Below are 26425 nucleotides of genomic sequence, written 5' to 3'. Positions count from 1 at the left end.
TTTCTTCGTTGTTTTTTCAACTTATCCAGTTTGGGAGCGCTCTCAATGCGACGCAGATTCATTTTACGATTGGTGACGGCACTCGCTGTGACTACCAGCCCGGCGCTGGCCGCGACCACATCGATACAATTCGGAGATGACGACTGCTTCGGGCTCGGCGGCGCCTGCCCAGGCGTACAGACCGCCCCGACAGTGCTGCCGCAGGACAACAGCACCGCCTTGGATCCGCTGAATACGGATGTTTTTGGCGAAATCGGGACAGCTTCGTTCTCGGCGGTCATCGATCTGACCGGAACCACGGTCACCAGTGCGACATTCACCGCAAAGGTCTGGGGGCTCGATCTGAAGGCAGACAGCCCGGCAAATGGCGGCTTGTTCGGCGATGCGTTCGAAGGGGCCCGGTTCCAGGTCAATGGTACGGATGTCGGCACGTATTTCTCCGCGGCCACCCCGGATGGGAACGGGCCGAACCGGATCGAGACGGTGATGTTCGACGTGGCCACTGACCTGATTCTGGACGGAACGAACACCCTGACCATTATACCGGAACAAGATTTTCTTCAGTTCGCCGCGCCGGGATTCTCTGGACAAGATGCTTACGCCATCGACTTCGTGAGCCTGACATTCGAGACCGAAGCAACAGCTCCGCCCCCGCCGCCGGTTCCCCTGCCGGCCGGACTGCCGCTCTTGCTGGGCGCGCTCGGACTGCTTGGGTATGCCAGGCACAGAAAGACCTGATCCGGCCCCGCCGAAACCCTAACTCGCCCCATTACCAACCCGCCTGTCGCACAGCGCGACAGGCATTTCAAAACCTGTTCGGGAGAAACCATGTCCACTTCTAAATCACTTAAAGCCTCGCTGTTTGCAGTACTCACCGCAGCCCTGATCGGCCCCATGCCCGCGAGCAAGGCCAATGCCGGCGCGGAACCGTTCATCGGAGAGATCATGCTCGTGGGTTACAACTTCTGCCCCCGTGGATGGACCGAAGCCGACGGAAAGTTGCTCGAGGTCTCGCGATTCTCCGCGCTGTTCGCGCTCTATGGCACGATCTATGGCGGCGATGGCCGCACCACCTTTGGACTGCCGGATCTGCGGGGCCGCGTGCCGGTGTCCCTTGGCCAAAGCGCTGGCCTGAGCTACCGTGCCCTGGGTCAGAAAATCGGAATCGAAACCAACACCTTGACCACAGACAATATGCCGGCTCACAACCATGGGGTCGCCGTCGCCATTCAAGGCAACGCGGCTCCGGGCTCGTCGCCGTCTCCTGCGGGCGGGGTGCCGGCCCTGTCCACGAACGCCCCCATCTATAGCACGGCGCCGAACACGCTGATGAACAGTGACATGGCGAGTGTGACCGAGACCACCGTGGGCAGCGGGACAGCCGTGAACAACATGCAGCCGACACTTGTGCTGCGCTACTGCGTGGCGCTGCAGGGTATTTTTCCGTCCCGCAACTGATTGCGGCCTCGCGTCGCGCAACGGGACCCACGTTGCCCGGCGCAGCCCGGATCACTGCATGATTGCACGTTGCCCGCGCGGCGTGCAGTCTGGGGACATGATCGCTCTTCTGCGCCCACTTGCCTTCGCCTCGATCCTGCTTGCCGTCGCCCTTCCGGCGCGCGCCTGTCAGACCGCGCTGCTACTGGCCATCGACGTCTCGCAATCCATCGATGCCGCCGAATACCGGTTCCAGACCGAGGGGCTGGCCGACGCGCTTGGCGATGCCGAGATTGCCGATGCGCTGGTGCAGGGGCAGATGGCGCTGGCGGTCATGCAATGGTCGGGCCGCGGTGCCCAGCAGATCTCGATCCCGTGGACCCGGATGCAGACCAAGTCGGATCTCGAACGGTTCGCCCAACAGGCCCGGATGATGCCCCGCGCCTATATCATGTCGAACACCGCCGTGGGCGAGGCGCTCAGCACAGCCATGGCCCAATTCACGCAGGTGCCCGATTGCGCGCGCAAGGTGATCGATGTCTCCGGCGACGGGCCGGACAATGCGGGCACGGATCCGCGCGGCGCCCGTCGCGCCGCCGAGCGCGCCGGCATCGAGATCAACGGGCTGGCCATCGAATCCCTCGGTCTGTCGATCACCACCTATTTCAAGCGCTCGGTCATCACCCGGGGCGGTTTCGTGATGACCGCGCGGGGCTATCGCGACTATGCCCGGACCCTGCGCGAGAAGATCCGCCGCGAGACCGCGCAGATCATGTTCTAGGCCCGCCACCTTACAGGAGCTCCGATGATCGCAGTGATTTTTGAGGTCTATCCCGCCGAAGGGAAGACCGACGCCTATCTCGCCATGGCCGCCGAGATGCGCCCGCTCGTCGAGGAGATCGACGGCTTTCTTTCAGTCGAAAGGTTCGAGAGCCTGACCACGCCGGGCAAGCTCCTGTCGGTGTCGTTCTTTCGGGATGAAGAGGCGCTGGCCGATTGGCGCCGCCTGACCAAGCACCGGCAGGCCCAGAAGGCCGGGCGCGAAACCATGTTCAGCGATTACCGCCTGCGCGTGGCCCATGTGCTGCGCGACTACGGGATGACCGAGCGGGACCAGGCCCCGGATGACAGTGTCGCGCTCCATGGCTGATCGTCATGCGCCCGTGACCCTGCGGCGCTAGATCCGGCCCATGGCCCCTGCCCCCTCCCTTGCCGAGCTGACCCGCGTCTTCGGACGGATCGGTCTTCTGTCCTTTGGCGGACCCGCCGCCCAGATCGCCCTGATGCAGGAGGAGCTGGTCGAGGCGCGCCCCTGGCTGACCCAGCCGCAATTCCTCAACGCGCTGTCCTTTTGCATGCTCTTGCCGGGGCCCGAGGCGATGCAGCTTGCCACTTATGCGGGCTGGCGGCTACGCGGCACGGCGGGCGGGCTGATCGCGGGCGGGCTTTTCGTGCTGCCCGGGGCCTGCGTGATCCTGGCGCTGGCCTTTGCCTATGCCCTGCTCGGCACCGTGCCCTTGGTACAGGCGGTGTTTCTCGGCGTGCAGGCAGCGGTGGTGGTGATCGTGCTCAAGGCGCTGCTCGGTCTGGCCCGGCGCACCCTGACCGCGCCGGATCGCTGGGCGCTGGCCGGGCTGAGCTTTGCCGCGATCTTCGTCTTTGGCCTGCCCTTTCCGCTGATCATCGCGCTGGCGGCGGGCTATGGCGCGCTGCGGATCCGCGTCACGCCGCTGGAGCCGCCCGACCCCGCCGCCCGTCCACCGCGCCCGGCCTGGGGACGGATCGCCCTGTGGCTGAGCGCTTGGCTGGCCCCGATCGCCCTTCTCTGGGCCATGGGGGCGAGCTTTCTGACCCAGATCGCGCTCTTTTTCGCCAAGCTCGCGGTGGTGACCTTCGGCGGGGCCTATGCGGTGCTGGCCTATATGACCCAGGAGGTCGTCGCCGAGCGCGGCTGGCTCGACCCGGCCCAGATGATTGACGCGCTGGGGCTGGCCGAGACCACGCCCGGACCGCTGATCCTCGTGACCCAATTCGTGGGCTTTCTCGCCGGGTTCCTGCAAGGCGGGCCGGGGCTCGCATTGGCGGCGGCTCTGGTCACGCTCTGGGTGACCTTCGTGCCCTGCTTCCTGTGGATCTTCACCTTCGCACCTTACGTGGACTGGATCGCCACGCGGCCCCGTCTGACCGGCGCGCTGCAGGGGATCACCGCCGCGGTGGTCGGGGTGATCCTGAACCTGGCGCTGTGGTTCGCGCTCCATGTGCTTTTTGCCGAGCTTTACCAAGTGCCCCTACCCGGTCTGGCGCTGATCCTGCCCGAGCTTGGCAGTATCAACGGGCGCGCGGTGGCCTTGACGCTGGTTGCGGCCTATCTCTCGCTGCGTCTGCGCCTTTCCCTGCCCTGGGTGCTTGGCTATTGCGCGGTTCTTGCCGGGGGGCTCGCGCTGGTCTGAGCCGGGCTTCGCAGAAACACCCTTTTTCCAGAGCGGACCTTTCCATTGTCTGCGACTCAACTTACCCTGACCCCGCAGATGATGAGGAGCCCATGGATGGCTGACCGCCTGGACTATGGAAACATGATGCACCGCGCCATGCGGTCCCTGATACAGGACGTCCTGCGCGAAGTCGCGGATGGCGGATTGCCGGGGGATCACCACTTCTTCATCACCTTCGACACCCAGCATCCGGAGGTCGAGCTGTCGGATTGGTTGCGCGAGCGCTATCCCGATGAGATGACCATCGTGCTGCAGCACTGGTTCGACGGGCTCGAAGTGCGCGACGCCGATTTCTCGGTGATCCTGAATTTCGGCGATCAGCCCGAAGCGCTGACCGTGCCGCTGGACGCGATCCGCACCTTCGTGGACCCCTCGGTCGAGTTTGGCCTGCGGTTTGAAAACCACGAGGACAGCGATGACGAGGCCGAGGAGGACGCCACCGAGGACGGCCCCCACGAGGTCCGCACCCTCGTCCCCGCCGCCGAAAGCCGGAGCACCCCGCCCAGCGACGCCGCCGAAGACGCCGAGAAGCCCGCCAAAACCGGCGAGGCCGAGATCGTCAGCCTCGATTCCTTCCGCAAGTAACGACCCACCACCCGGCCCGGCGTGATCCCTGCGCCAATTGGCCCTGACCTGTTTGCGCAATCACCGATTGCCCCGCATGCATGCGCCCGGTAAACGGCATGCGAACGTATACGGAAGGGAGCGCCCCATGACCGAGACCCGCACCGAAACCGATAGCTTTGGCCCGCTTGAGGTCCCCTCAGACAAGTATTGGGGCGCGCAGACGCAGCGCTCGATCATCAACTTCCCGATTGGCTGGGAAAAGCAGCCCATCGCGATTGTTCGCGCGCTTGGCGTGATCAAGAAGGCCTGCGCCCAGGCCAACCACGCCAATGGCAAGCTCGGCGATGACATTGCCCCGGCGATCATCCAGGCGGCGGGCGAAGTGGTCGAGGGCAAGTTCGACGACAACTTCCCGCTGGTGGTCTGGCAGACCGGCTCCGGCACCCAGTCGAACATGAATTCCAACGAAGTGATCGCCAACCGCGCGATCGAGATCCTCGGCGGCGTGATCGGGTCCAAGGAGCCGGTGCACCCGAACGACCACTGCAACATGGGCCAGTCGTCCAACGACACCTTCCCCACGGCCATGCATATCGCCACCGCGATGACCGCCCGGGACGTCACCCTGCCCGGCCTGAAAAAGCTGCACGCCGCGCTGGAAGCAAAAGTCGCCGAGTTCGACGGCATCATCAAGATCGGCCGCACCCACACCATGGACGCCACGCCGCTGACGCTTGCGCAGGAATTCTCGGGCTACAGCCATCAGGTCGCCATGGGCATCGCCCGGGTCGAGGGCGCGCTTGGCCGGATCTATGAGCTGGCGCAAGGCGGCACCGCCGTGGGCACCGGACTCAACACGCCCAAGGGCTGGGGCGAACAGGTTGCGGCGAACATGGCCGAGATCACCGGCCTGCCCTTCGTCACCGCCCCGAACAAGTTCGAAGCGCTCGCCGCCCATGACGCCATGGTCGAGATGTCCGGCGCTTTGAAGACCGTGGCGGCAAGCCTCTTCAAGATCGCCAATGACATCCGCCTGCTGGGCTCCGGCCCGCGCTGCGGTCTCGGTGAGCTGATGCTGCCGGAAAACGAGCCCGGCTCGTCGATCATGCCGGGCAAGGTCAACCCGACCCAATGCGAAGCCATGACCCAGGTCTGCGCCCATGTGATCGGGAATGACGCCGCCGTCGGGTTCGCCGGCACGCAGGGGCATTTCGAGCTGAACGTCTACAAGCCGATGATGGCCTATAACGTGCTGCAATCCATGCAGCTCATTGGCGATGCCTGCGTGGCCTTCACTGACAATTGTGTCGTGGGCATTCAGGCCAACACCGACAGGATCGAGAAGCTGATGCGCGAGAGCCTGATGCTGGTCACGGCCCTCGCACCGACCATCGGCTATGACAACGCGACGACCGTGGCCAAGACCGCCCATAAGAACGGCACGACCCTCAAGGAAGAGGCGATCAAACTGGGCTTCGTGGACGAAGAGACCTTCGAAAAGGTCGTTCGTCCCGAGCAGATGATCGGCCCCAAGTAAGATGGCGGGCAAGCTGACCTTCTGGTTCGAGCTTGCCTCCAGCTATTCCTACCTCTCGGCCATGCGGATCGACGCCATGGCCGAGGCGGCAGGCGTCGCGGTAATCTGGCGCCCGGTGCCCCTCGGCCCGATCTTCGGCAGCCAGGGCTGGGACACGTCGCCATTCACGATCTACCCGGCCAAGGGGCGCTATATGTGGCGCGATATGGAGCGGCTCTGCGAGGCGCGCGGCCTGCCCTTTGCCAAGCCCGACCCGTTCCCGCAGAACTCGATCCACGCCGCGCGCGTGGCGCTGGCCGCGCTTGAGACGCCGCAGGGCCGCGCCTTTTGCAAGGCGCTCTACACCGCGCAATTCGCCCGGGGGGCGCATATCGCCGAGCGCGCGACCCTCGAGACGGCGCTGCGCGATGTCGGCTTGCCGGTGGAAATGGTCGAAGCCGCCGCCGATCCCGCCCGCAAGGCCGAGCTCAAGGCCTGCAGCGATGCGGCAGCAGAGCTGGGGCTTTTCGGGGCGCCGAGCTTCACCGTCGGCGATGAGCTTTACTGGGGCGATGACCGGCTCGGCGACGCGCTGGACTTTGCCGCCGCGCAGCCCGCGTAAAGGCCGCGAAACCCGCGATCCGCGCTTGCTTCGCTGCAGCGCAGAGCGCATCCTGTCGCCATGGCCCAGATCACGAATCTCCGCACCCATCGCAAGCAGAAAGCCCGCGACGACAAGCGCAGCGCGAGCGCGCAAACCGCCGCTGTTCATGGGGAAACCAAGGCGGATCGCCTGTTGCGCCTGACCCGGGACGCGCAGGAAAAACGCCATCTGGATCAACACTATACCGAGGATGAGTAAGCGGCCCGTCAAACGCTCGCTGACCCTGCGCGGGCACCGCACCAGCGTCTCGCTCGAAGATGAGTTCTGGGCGGGCTTCCGCGAGATGGCCGCAGCGCGCGGTTTGCCGATCAACGCCCTGGCCGCCGAGATCGACACGGCGCGCGGCACGGACATGGGGCTCGCCTCGGCCATCCGCCTCGCCGTGCTGCGCCACTACCGGGACGGGTCCGGCCCCGCGCCCGGCTGAGCCGCGCAGTCCTCAACCCGGAGCCAGATCCCATGGCGCGCCCGCACGGTCAGATGCGCCTCGGGCACCGGCACATGGGCCGGGTCGGCGGTGAAGGCAAACCGCTTGACCAGCGCCGCAAGGAGCAGCGTCCCCTCCGCCATCGCAAATCCCGCCCCCGGGCAGACGCGCGGCCCCGCGGAAAAGGGCATATAGGCCTGACGCTGGCTCTCACGCGTTTCCTCACGTTGCCAGCGGTCGGGGTCGAACCCATCCGGATCCGACCAGAGCCGCGTATGCCGATGCAGATGCCAAGGGCTGAGCACGACCTGCGCCCCCTTTCGGATCGCCCGGTCCCGCCAGCGCCGCGACTTTTGCGCCTCTCGCACCATCATCGGCACCGGCGGATAGAGCCGCAGCGCCTCGCGATAGACATCCCGCGTCAGGCGCAGCCGCGACAGATCCGCGAAGGCCATGGTGCAAGGGTCGAGATCGGCCAGTTCGGCGCGCACCCGGTCCTGTATCTCCGGTGCGGCGGCCAACAGATAGAGCGCCCAGGCCAGCGCACTGCCACTCGTCTCATGGCCCGCCAGAAAGAAAATCGCGACCTGATCGACCATCTCGTCGGTGGAAAAACGTGCGCCGGTCTCGGGGTCTGGCGTGGTCATGATCTTGGTCGCCAGATCCCGTGGCGCCCGCCCGGTGGCGATTTCAGCCGCGCGGGCCTCGGTCAGCTCGGTGATCAGGCGGCGCAGGTGGCGGGCGGTATCTTGCGTGGCGCGCCGGTGCCCCCGGGGCAGCCAGCGCGGCAGGGGCAGGAACGCCCCGAGATTGAGGATCGGCTGGCTGCGTTGATGGGCGCGAAAGGCGGCAAAGACCTGCCCCGCGACCTCGTCCTCGATCGGCACAGAGAAGAGCGTCCGAAAGATCACGTCGGCGGCGGCATGGGCGCAGACCTCCTCGATCTCGACCAGATCGGCGGCGGCACGGGGGGCGAGCCGCGCGAGCGCGGTCCCGGCGGAAGCCTGCATATCGGCAAAGCTGTCCTTGACCCGCCCGCGCTCGAATGCCGGATCGATGATCCGACGTTGCCGCGCCCAATCCGCGCCGTTGGTCAGAAACACGCTGTCGCCCAGCAGGGGGCGCAGCCCCTCTCCGATCCGATCCGATTTCGGGAAATCCTCCGGGCGATCCGACAGGACCTCGCGCAGGATCTCGGGGTCATTGACGAGGTAGGAGCGGAAAAAGGGCGTGCGAAACTCCGCCATCCAGGCCCGGTAGAGCCGCGCGGGCTGCGCCGAGAGGATATCTCGGCGAAAGAGTTGCAGGTAGCGCCAGAGCGAGACCTTCTCAGCCCGTGCGGCCGGTTTCGGGGCCTGCAGGGTCACGGGCGCGGCGCCACGTTGCGGCGCAATACGCTGGGCGAGGACGCCCGGCCCGCGAAGCGGTCGCGCAGGCTCAGCGGACCTGCTGTGATGCGAAAATAGTCATAGTCGCCGGGCCGGTCGAAGGCGCAGAGATACTGGAAATGCAGGCGAAAGTAGCGCCAGCGCAGCCGGGCCCAGGTTTCGGGCGCGAGGGTTTGGGTGAACCGGGCCGAGATGACCACGGGCGCGCGCTGATCCGCCCCCGCCACACCGCTCACGGCCACGGGATCGCAGAGCGCAAAGGCGCAGCCATCCCCCGGCGCGGTCACATCCAGCCAGAAGATCCGGTCCTGCGCGCCCAATTCGGCCAGATCCGCGCGCAGTTGATCGGCGCGCGGCAGGGCCGAAACCATAGGCACCACCTGCCCGAGGGTCAGCAGCCCGAGCGGCACCGTCACCGCCACCCGGTTCTGCCGGCTCAGCTCCGCCAGCACGCTGATCGCCAGATACGCGCCGGAGGAATGCCCCACGACGAGCACCTCATCCGCCCCCTCCTCTGCCGCCGCCGCAATGGTCTCGGCGAATTCGGTCAAACGGGCGGCGAGCGGCGCCGGATATGCCCCGCCGTCGCGTGCGGAATAGGCATAGTCGCGCATCAGGTAATGGGCATAGAGCCAGCGATCCGCCCGGTAGGCCCCCTGCAGCACCGCAAGCCCCAGAACGAGCCCGCTCAGCCCGCCAAACACACCGCCAATCGCCCCCCAAAGGGCCAGGCCCAGCCCCAAGGCCACGGCGAGCTGCCCGAGCAAGGCCACCACTGGATAAAGCGCCGCGATCACAGGCCCCTTGCGCAATCGCGCCAGTCGCCAGAGCGCACCGGAGGCAAGATAGATCCAGGCCGTGCGGAGAAGTGCGAGATATGACGCGGTCACACCGCCCTGCATCGAGGCCTGCACCAGATCGGACCAGACAAGCACCGTGACTGTGCTGTGAACCTCGGCCCCGTCTTCGGCAAACTGCACGGTCCAGCCCGTGCCGCCCGGCTGCCCCTGCAGGCTGAGATCATAGCCGCTGATCCTGGCTTGTGCGGCCCCTTCGCGACGATAGAGCTCGCGGTAGCGCCGGGGCGGAAACGGGTCATAGCCCGGCAGGTAGAACACCTTGCGCCGTCGCACCGGGGGGCCGGGGTTTGGGTCCGTCATGCTCTGCCTGTTCCGCGTCTGTCCTGAGACTAGCCGCCGGACTATCCTTTGAACAGGTAAACGGCAGATTAACACATAGCCGCGGCACAGGTTTTCGCGTGCGGTTCCCGGCGGGCTTGGCTAGAACAGGGCCATGAGCAATCCAATTGAACTCGACGCCCGGGGGCTGCTCTGCCCCCTCCCCGTTCTCAAGGTCCGCAAGCGGCTGAAATCCGTACCCAGTGGGACGGAGCTGCACCTTTTGGCGGATGATCCGGCGGCCATCGTGGATGTGCCCCATTACTGCGCCGAGAGCGGGCATGCCCTGCTCCGCCAGAGCGATGAGGGCGACGCGCAGCTCTACGTGATCCGGAAGTCCTGATCCCCGAGAACCAAATCCGCCTTGCGGCCCTGCCCCACAATTGAAAAACGCGCCCGAAGGCGCGTTCTCAAGATCAGCGGGACATGGACCACCAGCCCCGGCGTTTTGGCTTGTCCGAGGCGGGTTCCGGCTCGGGCGCGGCGGCGACCTCTTCTGCCACGGGTGCAGGTTCGGCTTCGGGTTCCGGCGCGACATCAGATGCCGTTTCCGCCTCAGGCTCGGCCTCGGGTTCGGGCTCAGGCTCGGGAGTTTCCTCCGCCAAGGGCGCTTCCGCGACCGTATCCTCCGCAACCGGCTCGGCTGTCTCCTCGGCGGGCTCGGCGACAGCCTCCTCCACCTCGGTGTCTGCAATCTCGGGCGCTGCTTCCGCCGCAGGCGCGTCTTCGGCAGCCGCATCTTCTGGGACCGGTGCATCCTCTGCAGGCGCTTCGGGCGCGGCGGATTTGGTCTCCGGTGCGGCCTCGGCATCTTCTGCCGGTGCCTCGGTCGCGCTTTCGGCCTCGGTGCTCGCGGATTTCCGACGGCGACGACGCCGCCGCTTGGGCTTGGCCTCTTCGGTGCTGTCCGTGTCGGTCTCGGCCTCGGGATCCGCAGAGGTCTCGGTCTCGGCAGCGGCTGCCTCGGACGGTGCATCATCCGAATTGGTGGCCTCATCCGATGCGGACGACCCGTCCGATCCTTCACCGCCATTGCCCCGACGCCGACGCCGGCGGCGACGACGCTTGCGCGGCGCACCATCCTCCGAGGCCTCCTCAGGTGCGGGGGCGGCTTCAGCCTCCGCCTCGACCTCGGCCACTTCGACGATCTCGGCCTCTTCGACCTCATCGGCGGCGGAGGTATCGATGGAAATCACCGGCGCTTCGATCTCGACCACCTTGCGGGTGGCGGTCTTGAACTTGTCGATGGTGAAATCCGCCCCGGACAGATCCGTGGACGCCTCGAGCCGTACGGCCATGCCGTAACGCCCCTCGATCAGCGCGATATGCTCGCGTTTCTCGTTGAACAGGTAGTTGATGACATTGATCGGCGCCTTGACCAGCACTTCGCGGACCCGGCGGCGCATGCCCTCTTCCTCGAGCGCGCGGATGATCGACAGGGCCAGCGAGTTGTCCGACCGGATCAGGCCGGTGCCATGGCAGTGGTTACAGGGTTGCGTCGTGATCTCGAGCATGCCCGGGCGCAGACGCTGACGCGACATCTCCAACAGGCCGAAGCCCGAGATCCGGCCCACCTGAATGCGGGCGCGGTCGGTCTTGAGCTTGTCCTTGAGACGCTTCTCGACGGCGGTGTTGTTGCGCCGCTCTTCCATATCGATGAAATCGATCACGATCAGACCGGCCAGGTCGCGCAGGCGGACCTGACGGGCCACTTCCTCGGCGGCCTCGAGATTGGTCTTGAGCGCGGTCTCCTCGATGGAGCCCTCTTTCGTCGCCCGGCCCGAGTTCACGTCGATCGCCACCAGCGCTTCGGTCACGCCGATCACCAGATAGCCGCCGGACTTGAGCTGAACGGTCGGGTTGAACATCCCCGCGAGATAGCTTTCGACCTGGTAGCGGGCGAAAAGCGGCAGGTTGTCCTCGTAGAGCTTAACGTTCTTGGCGTGGGACGGCATGAGCATCTTCATGAAGTCCTTGGCCACGCGGTAGCCCGCCTCGCCCTCGACCAGCACCTCGTCGATATCGCGGCTGTAGAGGTCGCGGATCGAGCGCTTGACGAGATTGCCCTCTTCATAGATCGGCGCGGGCGCGATGGATTTCAGGGTCAGATCGCGGATCTGTTCCCACAAGCGTTTGAGGTAGTCATAGTCGCGCTTGATCTCGGTCTTGGTGCGCTTGGCCCCGGCTGTTCGCACGATGAGACCCGCGCCGCGCGGCACTTCGATCTCGGAGGCGATCTCCTTGAGCTTCTTGCGGTCGGCGGCATTGGTGATCTTGCGGCTGATCCCGCCCCCGCGCGCGGTGTTGGGCATGAGCACGCAGTAGCGGCCCGCAAGGCTCAGATAGGTGGTCAGGGCCGCGCCCTTGTTGCCACGCTCTTCCTTGACGACCTGCACCAGAAGGACCTGACGGACCTTGATGACTTCCTGGATCTTGTAGCGGCGTTCGCGACGCTGACGGGGGCGGCGGATTTCCTCGGCCACATCCTCGTCGGCGACATCTTCGATGCCGTCATCGCCTTCGCTCTCGGCGCTGTCCGCCGAGGTTTCGGTCTCGGCATCGCTCTCGGTCTCGGCGGCCTTCGATTTGCTCCGGCGACGCGAACGGCGACGCTTGGGCTTTTCATCGGGCGCCGGGTCTTCGGCGGTCTCGTCCTCGTCGGATCCACTGCCCAGAACGGGCAGCGGGCCATCCTCCTCAGAGGAATCCACCAGATCCATACCGGGGATCGAGCGGGTCTCGGCGGCGTCTTCGGCAACCGGCTCGGCCGGCGCATCTGCTTCGGCCTCCGTGGCGGGCGCCTCTTCGGCGGCGGCCTCTTCTGCAGCGGGCTCCGCGACCGGAGCCTCTTCGACCGGTGCGTCTTCGGCCACGGCCTCCCGCGCCGCGTCTGCGGGCGCGTCGGATGCAGCGTCAGCTTCCGCCTCGTCGGGGTCCTTGACCTCGGCGTCGGAGGTTACGACCGGGTCTTCGCCCTCGATGGCATGGGCCATGGGGGCACGCGGGGTGTCATCCCCCTCGTCGCTGTCATCGCCCTCGGTGGTCTCGCCCTCTGCGGCGGCCTCGGCGGTTTCGTCTTCCGGCGCTGCAGCTTCGGCTTCGGCATCCTCTGCCGGAGCATCCTCAGCGTTCTCAGCGGCAGGCGCTTCGGCCTCATCCGCGACGGCCTCCTCAGCCGCAGCCTCCTCGGCGGGGGCTGCGTCCTTCTCTACGGCCTCGGTCTCGGCCGTCTCGGCCTCGGCAGGGGCGTCTGCCGCAGCCGTATCTGCCTCGGCCTCAGCGGCGTCGTCAGCTGCCGCGGTGTCGGCCTTGGCCTCCTCGGTTGCAGCCTCGGCGGCTGTGTCGGATTTCTTGCGGCGGCGGGAGCGGCGCTTCTTGGGCTTTTCCTCTTCCTCCGCGTCGGCCTCGGCAAAGGCCATTTCCTCGGCCAGCAGGGCCTCGCGATCCGCGACCGGGATCTGGTAGTAATCCGGATGGATCTCGGAAAAGGCAAGGAAGCCGTGGCGGTTGCCGCCATAGTCCACGAAGGCCGCCTGCAAGGACGGCTCCACCCGTGTGACTTTTGCGAGATAGATATTTCCGGCGAGCTGCCGTTTGTTTACGGATTCAAAGTCGAATTCCTCGACCTTCGTTCCGTCAACCACCACGACGCGGGTCTCCTCCGCGTGGGTGGCGTCGATAAGCATCTTCTTAGCCATGGTGTCTTTCTGCACGAACGGCTTGCGCCAGGGGGCGCGAGGCCCGATGACATGCTGTTCGTGGATCGTTGTGCAATGGGGGCCGCGCGGCGCAGGGCAGCAACGGGGAGTGTCCCGTTCACCTTGGCTTGTGGTTGCAAATCGAATTGCAAAGCCGGTCTGCTCGCCTCGTCGCGGTACATCGCGTTTCTCCGGCCCTTGCGGGCCAATCTAACTCCGCACGGTACGTCATGCGGCATGAACCGGGACCGGCTACTGCGGCATGGGTGCGCGCATGTGCCAGACCCCTGAAAACACTGCGCCTTGTGCAAATCGGCTTGGTTGCCGCGATCTGGACGAGGGTGCAGGTAAACCTGAAACCGGACGGCACCGCCACACTGTCGGCGGGCGCCCGTTCGCCTAGATAAGTCCAGTAGGCACCAAAACACAATGATTGTTTTGCGCGATCCGCCGGGCAATGAGACGCAAAAGGGCGACCCGAAGGCCGCCCCATGTTCGCGTTAACAATTTTGTCCTCAATTTCCGAGCAGGTTGGGGACAATCGTCACCACACCGGGGAATAGCCAGAGCATCGCCAGTGCCGCCACCTGGATCACCACGAAGGGCAAAACACCGCGATAGATATGGCCCGTGGTCACCGAGGGCGGCGCCACCCCGCGCAGGTAGAAGAGCGCGAATCCGAAGGGCGGGGTCAGGAACGAGGTCTGCAGGTTCACGGCGATCATGATCGTCACCCATTTCGGGTCCATCGTGCCGCCATAGATCACCGGCCCCACGATCGGGATGACGATGTAGATGATCTCAAGGAAGTCGAGCACAAAGCCGAGGATGAACAGCACCAGCATCACAATCAGGAAGACCACGAGCTCGTTGTCGAAGCTGCGCAGGAACTGCTGGATGTAGTGCTCGCCGCCAAAGGAGATCACCACGAGGTTCAGCAGCTGCGAGCCGATCAGGATCGTGAAGACCATGCTCGTGACCTTGGCGGTCTCGCGCACCACCGGGCTCAGCACGCCCCGCGTAAAAAGCACCCAGCAGGAATAGAGCAGGCCGAGCACCGCCACGTGATAAGCGGCCTGGGCGATGATGATCGCGACCCAGTCCTCAAAGGCGACATTCGCCACCCCCGTGCGCAGGTCGAAATTGATCCCGATCACGATCATGATGACCAGCGCGAAGGAGGCGCCGATGATCAGCTTGGCCGATTGCTCGTCCTCGCGCAGCTTGCGATAGGCCGCGAGCATGATCGCCCCCCCTGCCCCCAGCGCGGCGGCCGGGGTCGGGTTGGTGATCCCGCCCAGGATCGAGCCCAGCACGGCCACGATCAGGACGAGCGGCGGAAAGACCACGCGGATCAGATCGTTCTTGCCGAGCCGCGCCACCGCCGTGCGGCAGCCGTAGAGCACCATCAGGAACGGGATCGCCATCAGCATGAAGCTGCCCCCGGCAGACATGGTCGCCGGGATCAGCACCGCATCCACCGCAAAGGCCAGAACCACCCCGGCCCCGCCAATGATCAGCGGCAGCGGATTGGCCGAGGGGGCCACACCCCGCGCCACGATTAGCGTCAGGGCAAAGAGCAGGAAGAAGATGGTCATGCCGCTGCCGATGGGCGCGATATTGGCCAGACGCTCGGCCTTGGCGGCCTCAAGCTCCTCGGGCGTCAGGTCGCGCCGCTCGGTCGCCCCGCCAGAGCTGGCGATCTCTTCGGCCTGAGCGACGGCGCGGTCCCATTTCTCTTGCCCGTGGAGCTCGATCATCGAGGCCTGACAGATGGGGCTGACATTGGTGCGCAGCTCGGCCGAGGCGCCGACCTCGGTCACGGTCGAGACCGTGGTCGATTGCGACCCGATCAGCCCGACATTCATCGCCAGCAGGATCGCCGCGATCAGGCCGAAGGGCGCAAAGAGGAACCAGGTCAGCGCCTCGTTGCGGGTGATGATCTCGCCCGTCGGACGGTCACTGATCACCGGCGGCGCCTTGGACGGGTTGAAGGCCGCAAAGCCGAAAGCATAGAGCGCATAGAGCAGCGCCAGCATCACCCCCGGCAGCACCGCCGCCTGAAAGAGCGTGCCAACCGAGAGCACCGCAGGCTCCCCGAGGAAGGTCAGCGCATCGGTGCAGCCGGCGATCTGGGCGCGTTTCTCCTGCCCCGTGGCGTACATATCCCCCGCAAGCGTGCCGAGCAGAACGATCACGATCGAGGGCGGAATGATCTGCCCCAGCGTGCCCGAGGCCGCGATGACCCCGGTCGAAAGCTCCTTGGAATAACCATTGCGCAGCATGGTCGGCAGGGCTAGCAGGCCCATGGTCACCACGGTCGCGCCCACGATCCCGGTGGAGGCCGCGAGGAACGCGCCCACGACGACAATCGACACCGCCAGACCACCGGGCAGCGGGCCAAAGACGCGCGCCATGGTGGTCAGCAGATCATTGGCGATCTTCGAGCGTTCCAGCGTGATGCCCATCATCACGAACATCAGCACGGCGAGCAGGGTCTCGATGCTCTGGCCCGCGATCACCCGCTCGTTCAGCCGGTTCACGATGAAGGACAGGTTGCGGTCCATCGCCTGTTCCCAGCCGCCGGGGAAGAGATGTTCCTCGATCCGTGGGAGTTCGGGGTACCTGAAGACGCTGATCGCCTCGCGCGCCACGCCCTCGGCAATCAGGGCCGCGTATTCCGGGCTCTGGGTGTTGATCGCCTGATGTATGAGCAGGCCCGCACTGTCGAGCGCGGCGATGATCCCGAAGGAGATCACCCCCGCCCCGCCGATTGCAAAGGCCACGGGGAAGCCCGACATGATCCCGCCAAACAGGCACAGGAACACGATGATCAGGCCAACTTCGATGCCATCCAGTCCAAAAATCATGATGTGATGTCCCGTGCCCTAGTGGATTTCTGCGACGCGCTCGGCGTCTTCATCACCCAAGGCATCCTTGTCGTGATATTTGCCCAGGCTCTTCTCGCCCTCGCGCAGCTCCATGAAGGAGCGCAGGAAGAACGCGACCGCCTGCAAAAAGACCATGGCCACGAAGAGGCAGATCAGGATCTTGAACAGGAAGTAGCCGTTGAAGCCCTGGGGGCTGAAGCCGACGGTCTCGACATTCCAGCGCACGGCCCGCGCCTTGAGCAGCATCCGGTCGAACGGGTCGGAGGCCGAGATTTTCGGCGTGATCAGGTGGCGCCACATGAAGAACCAAGAATAGAGCCAGATCAGCACCATGGCGGGCATCATGAAGATGACGCTGCCGACCATGTCGATGATCTTCTTGGTGCGGTGGCGGACCACGGAATAGACCAGATCGACGCGCACATGCCCGCCCTGCACAAAGGTATAGGCGCAACACAGGCATACGACGATGGCGTTATAGAGCTTCAGCTCTTCGCCGAACCAGCTCAGATCCTTGGTAAAGGTATAGCCGAAGGGCCCGATCGAGATCTGGCTGACCAGAAAGAAGCGCTGCAAAAGCACGATCAGGATCTGTTGCAGCACCATCAAGAGCCCGGCCCAGGCCGCGAAACGCCCGACGATATTGGCAAACCCTTCGAGCCCGATCACCATGCCCCACATGGCGCGCGGCTTGGCGATGCCGATCCCGATGGCGATCAGGAAGAGCGTGAAGATAAAGAAGAAGAACTCCACCGAGGCGCCGTAATAGGCAAAACGCATGAGCGCCTGCTTGTCCTCGGTCGTCTCCAGCCCGCCGATCCAGCCCAGCCACTGGCTTGGGTTCGCGATGGCCCAGCCCGTGTTCACGATGGCCTGGCCTATGTTCTGGATCACCCACCAGATGCCCCCGGCAAGACTGGCAAGAAGGTTCGGATCTGCTTCGGTCTCCATCGGCGGTCCCCCGGTCGTCATGCTGCGCGTCTGTCGGTTATCCGATCTGCTGCGCGGTGCTGTCTATGTGGCAAAGGCCCCACCGGGGGGCCTTTGCGGATCGTATCGGGTTGTGTCAGCCCAGAACGCGGTTGCGCTGTGCGACGAAATTAGCGTCCGACTTGAGCAGCCAGTCCGAGGACTTGGCGAGCGAGGCGTCGAAGCTGTTGCGGATGCGGGCGTAGAGCTCGTCATCCATGTTCTCGTCGAGCACCTCTTTCGAGGCAGCGCCGAACGCATCCCAGACATCATCCGGGAATTGCAGCGCGCGCACGCCTTGCGCCTGCAGACGGGCCAGGGCCGCGCCGTTCATGGCGAGCGTTTGGCTCAGCTGGTACTGGGTGGTGGCGATGGCGGCGTTGCTGACGATGGCCTGATGGGCCGGGGACAGCTCGTTCCACACATCGAGGTTCATGGCCGCGATCAGGCCCGAGCCCGGCTCGTGGAAGCCCGCAGTGTAGTAGACCTTTGCCACTTCCTGGAAACCGGCCTTCTCGTCCGCCGCGGGACCAACCCACTCCAGACCGTCCAGCGCGCCCGAGGACAGCGCTTGATAGAGCTCGCCGCCCGGAATGTTCTGGACCGAAGCGCCGAGCTTGCCGAGCACCTGACCGCCAAGGCCGGGCATGCGGAAGCGCAGGCCGTTGAAGTCTTCGGCCGAGGTGATCTCGTTGCGGAACCAGCCACCAGACTGGGAGCCGGAGTTGCCGCACTGCATGGAGTGCAGGCCAAAGATCTCGCCCAGCTCGTTATGCAGGTCCTGACCACCATCATGGTAGTACCAGTTGGTCAGCTCCTGCGCGGTGGCGCCAAAGGGCACGGCCGTGAAGAAGTTGTAGCCCGGGTGCTGGCCCCCGAAATAGTAGTCGGCGGAGTGGTAGAGGTCGGCCTGACCGGAGGTCACGGCATCGAACACCTCGAACGCGCCCACAAGCTCGCCCGGGGCCTTCTTCTCGATGATCAGGCTGCCGCCGGACATCGCGTTGACCGCTTCGTTGAAATAGGTTGCCGCGTCATCGAGAACCGCGAAGCCGCGCGGCCAGGATGTCACCATGGTCAGTGTGCGGGACCCTTGCGCGATGGCCGGGGCCGCAAGGCCCGCGCTCGCAACGGCGGCTGTCCCACCCAGCGCCGAGTTCCGCAAGAAAGAACGACGATCCATAAATATCCTCCCCTAGAGTGTCTAATTGCCCATCCCATTACGTGACGGGCGGATCGTTAAGAGTGCGCGGACCCTAGCCGCAGGTCGGGCGCGGCGGAATACCCACCACTACGTATTCAGGAAAATAATATCAGGACACCGAGTTTCCGTTACGTCACTCATTTCGCCACCCGGCTTGGCTTGCAGCCATCGAAGGCGCTAACACAGGGCATGGCCCGGCTTTTCGCCTTCCTGCGCGCGCGCTTGCAGCTGAATTATGCCCAGAAACTCTTCTTTCTGGCGACCATTCCGCTGGTCCTTGCGGTGGCGGCGATCTCGCTGGTGGTGGCCAATCAGGCGCGGCAACTGGCCGAACGCGAGATCTCGGTGCTCGAAACCCAGCTGATCGAAGCCAAGAAGCGCGAGCTCAACAACTATATTCAACTCGCCCGCACGGCGTTCTTTGCCGAATACGGTCGCGCCGCCCCGGATGATGCCGTCGCCAAAGAGCGGGTGACCCAGATCCTCGCGGCAATGATCTATGACCGGGACGGATTTTTCTTTGTCTATCATTACGATGGCACCAATCTGGTGAGCCCGCGCCAGACCGATCTGATCGGGCGGAACTGGGCCGGGCGTCTGGACCGCAACGGGGTGCCGGTGGTCGATGAGCTGATCCGCATCGCCCGCTCGGGCGGCGGGTATCACACCTATGACTGGGAAAAGCCCTCGACCGGCGAGGCAGAGCGCATGATCACCTATGTGGTGGGCCTGCAGGACTGGCAATGGGCGCTCGGCACGGGGATTTTCATCGATGACGTGCTGGCCAATGTGGCCGCGGCCCGCGCGGTGACCGAGGAACGGGTGGCCCGGACCTTCTTCTGGATCGGAGCGATCACGCTGGCCGCCCTGCTGGCGGTGTTCGGTTCGGGCCTGATCATCAATATCCGCGAACGGCGGCTCGCGGATGCCAAGCTCAAGGCCCTGACCCAACGGGTCCTCGACACCCAGGAAGAAGAGCGCGGCCGCGTCGCGCGCGAGCTCCATGACAGTATCAGCCAGCTTCTGGTGGGGATCCGCTACGCGCTGGAGCTGGCCCGCCGCCGTGTCCAGGCCGGGGACCCCCGCGCCGAGGACAATATCGGCAAGGGGATCGACGGGCTGAACGGCGCGATCCAGGAGGTGCGCCGGATCAGCCGCGACCTGCGTCCCGGCCAGCTCGACGATCTGGGTCTCGGCCCGGCCATCCACGCCCTGACCGAAGAGTTCACCAAACGCACAGGGATCAAGGCCGATCTGAAAACCGTGGTCTTCCGCAACCGGCTCGCGCCCGATGCCAAGATCGCGCTTTACCGCATCGCTCAGGAGGCGCTGACCAATATCGAGCGCCACGCCCAGGCCACCGAGGTCCATGTGGACCTGTTCGGGCACAAGACCGGCGCCACCCTGCGCGTGGCCGATAACGGGCGCGGCCTCGCCAGCAGCCCGGATCTCGGCCCGGCGGCCGGTGGTCTCGGCCTGCGCAATATGCAAGAACGCGTGGAACAGCTGGATGGCACCCTGCGGGTGTTCTCCTCCGAACGCGGCACGCGGATCGACGCCACCGTGCCGCTCAGCCATATCCTGCCGCCCGACCCGGACCGGGCCGCCGGCCCCCAGCCGCAACCGCAACCGCGAAAGGCGCGCGCATGACGACCCAGACCCCGCCCCGCACCCGTGTCGTGATCGTCGATGACCACCCGATGGTGGCCGAAGGCATCGAAGCGATCCTCGAAACCTATGACGACCTGCAGGTGGTCGGCCGCCTCTGCAACGGGCGCGAGCTGATCGAGCAGGTGGAACGCCTGAACCCGGACGTGATCCTGCTCGACCTGAACATGCCCGAGATCAACGGGCTGAGCGCAACCGAGATGGTGCTGGAAAAACGCCCCGACACGCGGATCCTCGTGCTGTCCATGCATGACAGCCCGGAATACATCTCCAGCGCCATGAACCACGGGGCGCGCGGCTATATCCTCAAGGATGTGCCGACCGAGGAAATCCGTCTGGCCATCGATGCGGTCATGCGCGGCGAGACCTATCTCTGCACCGGGGCCACGGCCTCGATCACCCCGGACACCGCCGATGGGCGCGAACCCCTGACCTCCCGCGAACAGACCGTGCTGCTGCAACTGGCCTCGGGCAAGTCAAACAAGGAGGTCGCCGCGGCCCTCGATATCTCGGTGCGCACGGTGGAAACCCACCGCAAGAACATCAAGCGCAAGCTCGGGATCTCCTCCACCGCCGGGCTGACCCGCTACGCGATGGAACACGGGGTGCTGCAGGGCACGGGTGTGAACTTCTAGCGCCCCTCCCCACTTCATTGTTCCTGAAATACTCCGGGGTCTGGGGCAGAGCCCCAGGACCTCACAGCGGCGGGATGTCCCCATCGGCGCGCTGCGCGTGAAACCGCGCCTCGAACCCATCGAAATCCCCGGCCTCGATTGCGGCCCGCATCTCTGCCATCAGCTCCTGATAGTAGTGCAGGTTGTGCCAGGTCAGCAGCATCGAGGACAGGATCTCGCCCGCCCGGAACACGTGGTGCAGATAGGCCCGGCTATAGCTCGTGCAGGCCGGACAGCTGCAGGCCTCGTCCAGCGGGCGTGGGTCATCCGCATGACGGGCATTCTTGATGTTCACCACGCCGTTGCGGGTAAAGACCTGCCCCGTCCGCCCGGACCGGGATGGCAGCACGCAGTCAAACATGTCGATCCCGCGCTTCACACCGCCCACCAGATCATCGGGCTTGCCTACACCCATCAGATAGCGCGGCTTGTCCTCCGGCAGCATGCCGGGCGCGTAATCCAGCACGCCGAACATCGCCTCCTGCCCCTCGCCCACCGCGAGCCCGCCCACCGCGTAGCCATCAAACTCGATGGCGCGCAGGGCTTCGGCGCTCTCACCGCGCAGGTCTTCCTCGAGCCCGCCCTGCTGGATCCCGAACAGCGCATGACCCGGTCGGTCCCCGAACGCGTCCCGCGATCGGGCCGCCCACCGCATCGAAAGCTGCATGCTCTCGGCGATGCGCTTGCGATCCGCGGGCAAGGCGGGGCATTCGTCGAAACACATCACGATATCCGAGCCGAGCAGCTTCTGGATCTCCATGGAGCGTTCCGGGCTCAGCATATGCTTGGAACCATCGATATGGCTCTTGAAGGTCACGCCCTCCTCGGTGAGCTTGCGCAGCCCGGTCAGGCTCATGACCTGAAACCCGCCGGAATCCGTCAGGATCGGACGGTCCCAGTTCATGAAGGCATGCAACCCGCCCAGCCGGTCGATCCGCTCCGCCGTGGGGCGCAGCATCAGGTGATAGGTATTGCCCAGCAGGATATCCGCCCCGGTCTCGCGCACGCTCTCGGGGCGCATGGCCTTGACGGTGGCAGCGGTGCCCACGGGCATGAAAGCCGGTGTGCGGATCTCGCCGCGCGGGGTGTCGATCCGCCCGAGCCGGGCGCGGCCATCCTGGGCCAGTTTGGTATAGCGAAAACGGTCAGTGGTCATGGGCTGCTGTTACGACCCCGCCGCGGGGGCGTCACGCGAAAACTGACATCGCGCGCCACCGCAGGGCGCAATCCGCCGCCCAACCCTGCCCGTGCGCTAATCCAGCGGGGGCAGACCCGCGGTCTGGCGCAGTTCGACCTCGGCGCTGCGCACGGCAAAGCGCAGATCCCGCGCCGTGGAGCGCAAGCCGGACCGCTCCGCCAGATAGAGCAGATTGCGCAATTCATCGGGCAGCCAGTTCAGATCCGCGCCCGGGGGCGCCGGGGGCTCGGCCACGTCGCGTCGATAGGCTTGGGGCGCGTGATGGTTCTGTGTCATCCGTCTCTCCTCCTGTCTGCCGTCCCGATTGTTCCGGGTTGTGCGCTTGGGGCACGCGCTTTGGCAGAATCCTCGTTCCTGACCTTCTCACTCTTGTTAGATCAGATCAATTGATGCATGATCATAGATGTATTGCATTCATCGATACGACTGATTGGGCTCCGCTGTTCCATCACACACTCACGGACGCACCGCCCAGGTAACAAGATCAACCTTTGACGCTTGATCCTTGCTGGGATCAGGTGTCTCTGCGAGAGGGAGCTTGCGAGCTAGGGCTATGAAAGAACAGGATATTTACGGGCTCGATGGGCGACAGCTAAAGCTGTTTCTATCGGTGTTCGACACGGTGTCGGTCAGTCGCGCCGCCGATCAGCTTGGCATCACCCAATCGACGGCGAGCCACGGGCTGGAGCGATTGCGCAAGGCGTTGGGCGATCCTCTTTTTGTCAAATCGGGCCGTGGAATCACGCCCACGGACGCCGCCAAGGACCTCGCCCCGCGGGTCCGCGCGGTGCTGATCGGGCTTGAGGGGCTGCGCACCTCGGCAAAATACGACCCCGCCCAGGACACGGGCGAGATCCGGATTGCCACCAATGTCACCGAGATCATGCCCAAGCTCAGCGACATCAAAACCCGGATCCGCGCCGCGGCCCCCCATGCCAGCATCCACTTCCTGGACATGGGCTCGCGCTCGAACTCGGCCGAGATGCTGTCCTCGGGGGCGGCCGATCTGGTGCTGGCGGTGAGCATGGCGAACTACCCGTCGCTCCTGATGGCCGAACGGCTCTATGCGGATCGGTCGGTCTGCTATTACAGCCCGGACAAACGTGGCCCGGTCACGACCGAGATGGCCTTTGCCGAGGCCAAGCACGCGGCCCTCGATTTCGGCGCTTCCATGAAAAGTGCCGTCGAGATCGCCCTGGAGAAACAAGGTGTGATCCGGCGGATTTACATGACAGCGCCGAATTCCTATGCGCTGGCCGAGCTGATGCGCGGATCGGACTATGTGGCGACCATGCCGCAACGGCTCCATGCCACTGTGTTCAAAGAGTTTGAGTACAGCGTGCCGCCGGTCACCCTGCCGGCAATCACCCATGACATGATCTGGCATGTGCGTAACGATAACACCGCCCGGAACCAGTGGCTGCGCAGCGTGGTGCGTTCGACGCGTTAGCACACCTTTACGCCGACCGGCTAAATCCTTATATCTTTGGTCAACATTACTGTGAGATCTGAAATGAGTGTTGAAACCTCTCCCATGGAAGGGACGCCGATGATCCGGCCCTCTTCCACGGACCATCCTTTGCACGAGCAGATCGTCGAGGCCTGTCGCACGGTGTTTGACCCGGAAATTCCGGTCAACATCTACGACCTCGGGCTGGTTTACACGATCGAGATCAACGAGGCGTCCGAAGTCGATATCATCATGACCCTGACCGCACCGGGCTGTCCGGTGGCGGGCGAGATGCCCGGCTGGATCGCCGAGGCGGTCGAACCCCTGCCCGGGGTCAAGCAGGTCAATGTCGCGCTCACCTGGGAGCCGCCCTGGGGCATGGAAATGATGTCCGACGAAGCCCGTCTCGAGCTGGGCTTCATGTAATCGCCGATCCGGGGTGGCTTGAGCCGAGGCCGTGCCGCCCCTACATCTGGATAGAACCGCTAGAAGGACCTTCGCCATGTTCGGCATTCCGGGCCAACCTCCTGTCACGATCACCGAGCGCGCCGCCGGTCACATCGCCCGCCTGATGGCCAAGGGCGACAAGCAAGGTCTGCGCATCGGGGTCAAAAAGGGCGGCTGCGCGGGCATGGAATACACCATGGATTACGTGGACGAGGTCGATCCCAATGACGAGGTGGTCGAGGTTGGCGAGGCCCGCGTTCTGATCGCGCCCATGGCGCAGATGTTCCTGTTCGGGACCGAGATCGATTACGAGACCTCCCTGCTCGAGAGCGGCTTCAAGTTCCGCAACCCGAATGTGGTCGATGCCTGCGGATGCGGCGAGTCGATCAAGTTCGACGAGAGCATCGCCGCCGACCGCTAGCGCCTTGCGCTAGGCCTTTGGGTGACGCGCCCGGCGCGGTTGCGGCCGCGACGGGATCTCCTTCAGAAGCCCCCCGACCCCCATTGCCGCGATATCCGCGCCGCTGACGGGCACGCCACAGGCGACCCGTTCCAGCACCCAATCCGCCCCGTTGAGCGCGGGTGAGCGCGCGCAGCCCGGCAGGCCGATCACGGGCCGGGCCCCGATCTCCCCCAAAAAAAGCAGGTTGCCCGGATCCACCGGCATGCCGAACCGGGTCACGGTGCCGCCTGCCGCGCGCACCCCCTCGGGCCCCACATCCGCCGGATCCGAGGTGGCCGAGGCCGTGAGCAGCAGCGCCATATCCCCGGAAATCCCGGCCATGGCCGCGCCGATCTCGTCGGCGCGATGGGGCACGCTGCGGGTCTCGCTCAGGGTCATGCCAAGCTGGGTCAGCCGCGTCTCGATCGCCGCGATGCTCTTGTCGCGCAGGCGCGCATCCTCGGGCCCGAGCTCGGTCAGAACCAGCCCCGCACTGCCATGCACCGCCGGGCGCAGGCGCAGGGCCCCTGTACCGGCGCGCGCCGCAGCCAGCATATCCGCCTCGGCCACGCCATAGGCGATGATCTTGACTGTCCCCACCAGCATGCCGGGCGTCACACGGGCATATTGCGGCACCGTCGCCAGGGTGATCATCGGATTGACCGAGTTCAGCGCCGCGATGGCGCTTACATCTATCTCAACAATACCAGAGGCTTCCGCGACGATATTCACCCGCCCGGTGAAGGGCGCGGTCAGCCGCAGCGCGGCCTGTTGATCCGCTGCGCGCAGGGTATCGGCCACCCCGGCCGCGGCAGTGTTCTCGTCCACATCCCCTGGCTCCATCCGGGCGACGATCACCTCGCTCAGCCCGGCAGCGGCCATGTCCGCCAGCATCCCGGCGCTCAGCACGGTGCCCTTGGCGATCTTGCCCGAGGGAAGTTTCTGGGCATGGGCAAGCAGCCCGCCCTCCGCGTCCGACAGCGGGACGGATCCGAATTTCATGGTGCTTTCCGCAGACGGTTAGTAATCTCAGCCATGATCGAAATGGCGATCTCGGCGGGGGATTTCGCCCCGATATCCAGCCCCACCGGCGCGTGGATGCGCCCGATCTGAGCTTCGGAGAACCCGGCCTCCTCCAGCCGTGTCACCCGCTTGCCATGGGTCCGGGTCGAGCCGAGGCAGCCGAGGTAGAAACACTCGGACGCCAGCGCCACGCGGATCGCCGGATCGTCCAGCTTGGGGTCATGGGTCAGGGTCACGACCGCCGTGCGCGCATCCAGCCCATGGGCCTCAAGCGCCGCATCGGGCCAGTCATCGAGGATCGTCTCGCCGGGAAAGCGGCTCTCGGATCCGAAGGCGGCGCGCGGGTCGATCAGCACCGGGTCATAGCCCGCCAGCCGCGCCATGATCAGGAGCGGTTGGGCGATATGCACCGCCCCCACCACAACCATGCGCAAGGGCGGGTTGTGCAGGCCCAGAAACCACGCGCCCTCGAACCCCGACTTGTCGGCCCGCGCCCGGACCGCCAGCGCCTCGGCCAGCGGGTCTTCGGTGCCCGGGCGCACGAGGCGCCGCTCCCATGTCTCGGGGGCCACGGCCAAAGCGATGGGCGCGCGCGCGGCACGGGCCTCGACCAGCTCGGCCAGCATCGCGGGGTCGATATGGGGGCCCACAGGTTCCACGATCACCCGAATCTCCCCGCCGCAGGCGAGGCCCACGGCAAAGGCTTCGTCATCACTGACACCAAAGCGCATGGAGCTGGCCTTGCCGCTTTCCAGCGCGTCGAGCGCCTCGGCGACCACGGCCCCTTCGACACATCCGCCCGAGACCGAGCCCGCAAGCTCCGCCTCGCCCGAGATCACAAGCTGGCTGCCCACCGGGCGCGGGGCCGAGCCCCAGGTCTCGACCACGGTGGCGATCACGGCCCCCTTGCCCGCGCGGTGCCATGCGAGCGCCTGTTCCGGCATATCATCATGTGAAATCGGCATGTTACTCCTCCCGGTGCCGACTATGACCCAAAGCCGTGCGGGGGACCAGAGGCGGCGGGCGGCGCGGGGCGGTCCCGGGCTGGGCGAATTCTTGCACGGGCGCGCGGCGCGACTGGCATCCCGGCCC

The 26425-nt window shown here is 65.4% G+C and carries 26 protein-coding genes; 16 read left to right on the top strand and 10 right to left on the bottom strand.

Features of this window, described 5'->3' with window-relative positions; translation table 11 throughout:
- Positions 1 to 45 precede the first annotated feature (45 nt).
- The 10 genes from ACP15I_RS03475 to ACP15I_RS03430 all read left to right on the top strand — a co-directional run bounded on the left by ACP15I_RS03475 (position 46) and on the right by ACP15I_RS03430 (position 7103).
- Positions 46 to 738, top strand: a complete 693-nt coding sequence (locus tag ACP15I_RS03475; protein WP_424966824.1) for a VPLPA-CTERM sorting domain-containing protein — start codon at positions 46 to 48, stop codon at positions 736 to 738.
- Between the two features lie 90 nt (positions 739 to 828).
- Positions 829 to 1458: a phage tail protein gene (locus ACP15I_RS03470; protein ID WP_424973897.1), complete on the top strand. Its 630-nt coding sequence runs from the start codon at positions 829 to 831 to the stop codon at positions 1456 to 1458.
- 97 nt (positions 1459 to 1555) lie between these two features.
- Entirely contained in the window at positions 1556 to 2218 is a 663-nt protein-coding gene (locus ACP15I_RS03465) for a DUF1194 domain-containing protein (protein ID WP_424973895.1), read from the top strand.
- A 24-nt stretch (positions 2219 to 2242) separates the two neighbouring features.
- Positions 2243 to 2587: an antibiotic biosynthesis monooxygenase family protein gene (locus ACP15I_RS03460; protein WP_424973894.1), complete on the top strand. Its 345-nt coding sequence runs from the start codon at positions 2243 to 2245 to the stop codon at positions 2585 to 2587.
- Between the two features lie 40 nt (positions 2588 to 2627).
- Positions 2628 to 3887 (top strand): chromate efflux transporter, encoded by a 1260-nt coding sequence (gene chrA / locus ACP15I_RS03455; protein WP_424973893.1) that lies wholly within the window; start codon positions 2628 to 2630, stop codon positions 3885 to 3887.
- Positions 3888 to 3983: 96 nt separating this feature from the next.
- Positions 3984 to 4514 (top strand): SspB family protein, encoded by a 531-nt coding sequence (locus ACP15I_RS03450; RefSeq protein WP_424973892.1) that lies wholly within the window; start codon positions 3984 to 3986, stop codon positions 4512 to 4514.
- 127 nt (positions 4515 to 4641) lie between these two features.
- Positions 4642 to 6033, top strand: coding sequence for a class II fumarate hydratase (gene fumC / locus ACP15I_RS03445; protein ID WP_424973891.1), 1392 nt, complete (start codon positions 4642 to 4644; stop codon positions 6031 to 6033).
- Between the two features lies 1 nt (position 6034).
- Positions 6035 to 6634, top strand: a complete 600-nt coding sequence (locus ACP15I_RS03440) for a 2-hydroxychromene-2-carboxylate isomerase (protein ID WP_424973890.1) — start codon at positions 6035 to 6037, stop codon at positions 6632 to 6634.
- 60 nt (positions 6635 to 6694) lie between these two features.
- Positions 6695 to 6874, top strand: a complete 180-nt coding sequence (locus tag ACP15I_RS03435) for a DUF4169 family protein (protein ID WP_424966833.1) — start codon at positions 6695 to 6697, stop codon at positions 6872 to 6874.
- A complete protein-coding gene (locus ACP15I_RS03430; RefSeq protein WP_424966834.1) occupies positions 6867 to 7103 on the top strand; it encodes a ribbon-helix-helix domain-containing protein in 237 nt (78 codons plus the stop codon). Before ACP15I_RS03435 ends, ACP15I_RS03430 begins: the two co-directional genes overlap by 8 nt.
- Here the strand turns inward: ACP15I_RS03430 and ACP15I_RS03425 are convergent.
- Positions 7070 to 8470 (bottom strand): cytochrome P450, encoded by a 1401-nt coding sequence (locus tag ACP15I_RS03425; RefSeq protein ID WP_424973889.1) that lies wholly within the window; start codon positions 8468 to 8470, stop codon positions 7070 to 7072. The genes ACP15I_RS03430 and ACP15I_RS03425 overlap by 34 nt on opposite strands.
- Positions 8467 to 9651: a hypothetical protein gene (locus ACP15I_RS03420; protein ID WP_424973888.1), complete on the bottom strand. Its 1185-nt coding sequence runs from the start codon at positions 9649 to 9651 to the stop codon at positions 8467 to 8469. Before ACP15I_RS03420 ends, ACP15I_RS03425 begins: the two co-directional genes overlap by 4 nt.
- Positions 9652 to 9784: 133 nt before the next feature.
- On the opposite strand from ACP15I_RS03420, the gene ACP15I_RS03415 reads away from it, so the two are divergent.
- Positions 9785 to 10012 carry a sulfurtransferase TusA family protein gene (locus ACP15I_RS03415; protein ID WP_424973887.1) on the top strand — a complete coding sequence of 76 codons (228 nt, stop codon included), beginning with the start codon at positions 9785 to 9787 and terminating at the stop codon, positions 10010 to 10012.
- 73 nt (positions 10013 to 10085) lie between these two features.
- Here ACP15I_RS03415 and ACP15I_RS03410 read toward each other — a convergent pair whose 3' ends face one another.
- The 4 genes from ACP15I_RS03410 to ACP15I_RS03395 form a co-directional block, all read right to left on the bottom strand.
- Positions 10086 to 13367, bottom strand: a complete 3282-nt coding sequence (locus ACP15I_RS03410) for an Rne/Rng family ribonuclease (RefSeq protein WP_424973885.1) — start codon at positions 13365 to 13367, stop codon at positions 10086 to 10088.
- A 515-nt stretch (positions 13368 to 13882) separates the two neighbouring features.
- Positions 13883 to 16237, bottom strand: a complete 2355-nt coding sequence (locus ACP15I_RS03405) for a TRAP transporter large permease (RefSeq protein WP_424973884.1) — start codon at positions 16235 to 16237, stop codon at positions 13883 to 13885.
- A gap of 18 nt (positions 16238 to 16255) precedes the next feature.
- Complete coding sequence (locus ACP15I_RS03400) at positions 16256 to 17209, bottom strand: TRAP transporter small permease subunit (protein ID WP_424966840.1); 954 nt, start codon at positions 17207 to 17209, stop codon at positions 16256 to 16258.
- A 115-nt stretch (positions 17210 to 17324) separates the two neighbouring features.
- On the bottom strand, positions 17325 to 18410 hold the full coding sequence (locus tag ACP15I_RS03395) for a TRAP transporter substrate-binding protein (protein WP_424966841.1): 1086 nt from the start codon (positions 18408 to 18410) through the stop codon (positions 17325 to 17327).
- A gap of 210 nt (positions 18411 to 18620) precedes the next feature.
- Here ACP15I_RS03395 and ACP15I_RS03390 point away from each other — a divergent pair, with 210 nt between their 5' ends.
- Together ACP15I_RS03390 and ACP15I_RS03385 are read left to right on the top strand one after the other, a co-directional pair.
- Complete coding sequence (locus tag ACP15I_RS03390; protein WP_424973883.1) at positions 18621 to 20081, top strand: cache domain-containing protein; 1461 nt, start codon at positions 18621 to 18623, stop codon at positions 20079 to 20081.
- Complete coding sequence (locus ACP15I_RS03385) at positions 20078 to 20734, top strand: response regulator (protein ID WP_424966843.1); 657 nt, start codon at positions 20078 to 20080, stop codon at positions 20732 to 20734. The genes ACP15I_RS03390 and ACP15I_RS03385 overlap by 4 nt, the downstream gene beginning before the upstream one ends.
- Positions 20735 to 20795: 61 nt before the next feature.
- Here ACP15I_RS03385 and tgt read toward each other — a convergent pair whose 3' ends face one another.
- Entirely contained in the window at positions 20796 to 21929 is a 1134-nt protein-coding gene (gene tgt / locus ACP15I_RS03380; protein ID WP_424973882.1) for a tRNA guanosine(34) transglycosylase Tgt, read from the bottom strand.
- 96 nt (positions 21930 to 22025) lie between these two features.
- Entirely contained in the window at positions 22026 to 22247 is a 222-nt protein-coding gene (locus ACP15I_RS03375) for a hypothetical protein (RefSeq protein ID WP_424973881.1), read from the bottom strand.
- A gap of 277 nt (positions 22248 to 22524) precedes the next feature.
- Here ACP15I_RS03375 and ACP15I_RS03370 point away from each other — a divergent pair, with 277 nt between their 5' ends.
- From ACP15I_RS03370 to ACP15I_RS03360, 3 genes are all read left to right on the top strand, one after another.
- Positions 22525 to 23421, top strand: coding sequence for a LysR family transcriptional regulator (locus tag ACP15I_RS03370; RefSeq protein WP_424966846.1), 897 nt, complete (start codon positions 22525 to 22527; stop codon positions 23419 to 23421).
- A gap of 63 nt (positions 23422 to 23484) precedes the next feature.
- A complete protein-coding gene (locus ACP15I_RS03365; RefSeq protein WP_424966847.1) occupies positions 23485 to 23847 on the top strand; it encodes an SUF system Fe-S cluster assembly protein in 363 nt (120 codons plus the stop codon).
- Positions 23848 to 23923: 76 nt separating this feature from the next.
- Positions 23924 to 24289 (top strand): HesB/IscA family protein, encoded by a 366-nt coding sequence (locus ACP15I_RS03360; protein ID WP_424966848.1) that lies wholly within the window; start codon positions 23924 to 23926, stop codon positions 24287 to 24289.
- A 9-nt stretch (positions 24290 to 24298) separates the two neighbouring features.
- Here the strand turns inward: ACP15I_RS03360 and ACP15I_RS03355 are convergent, their stop codons facing one another.
- A complete protein-coding gene (locus tag ACP15I_RS03355) occupies positions 24299 to 25312 on the bottom strand; it encodes a molybdopterin-binding protein (protein ID WP_424973880.1) in 1014 nt (337 codons plus the stop codon).
- On the bottom strand, positions 25309 to 26298 hold the full coding sequence (locus tag ACP15I_RS03350; protein ID WP_424973879.1) for an XdhC family protein: 990 nt from the start codon (positions 26296 to 26298) through the stop codon (positions 25309 to 25311). Before ACP15I_RS03350 ends, ACP15I_RS03355 begins: the two co-directional genes overlap by 4 nt.
- Positions 26299 to 26425: the final 127 nt, after the last annotated feature.

The sequence above is a fragment of the Dinoroseobacter sp. S124A genome, from assembly GCF_049801015.1.
GTDB lineage: Bacteria > Pseudomonadota > Alphaproteobacteria > Rhodobacterales > Rhodobacteraceae > Dinoroseobacter.
This window is presented reverse-complemented; position numbering and strand designations above follow the sequence as displayed.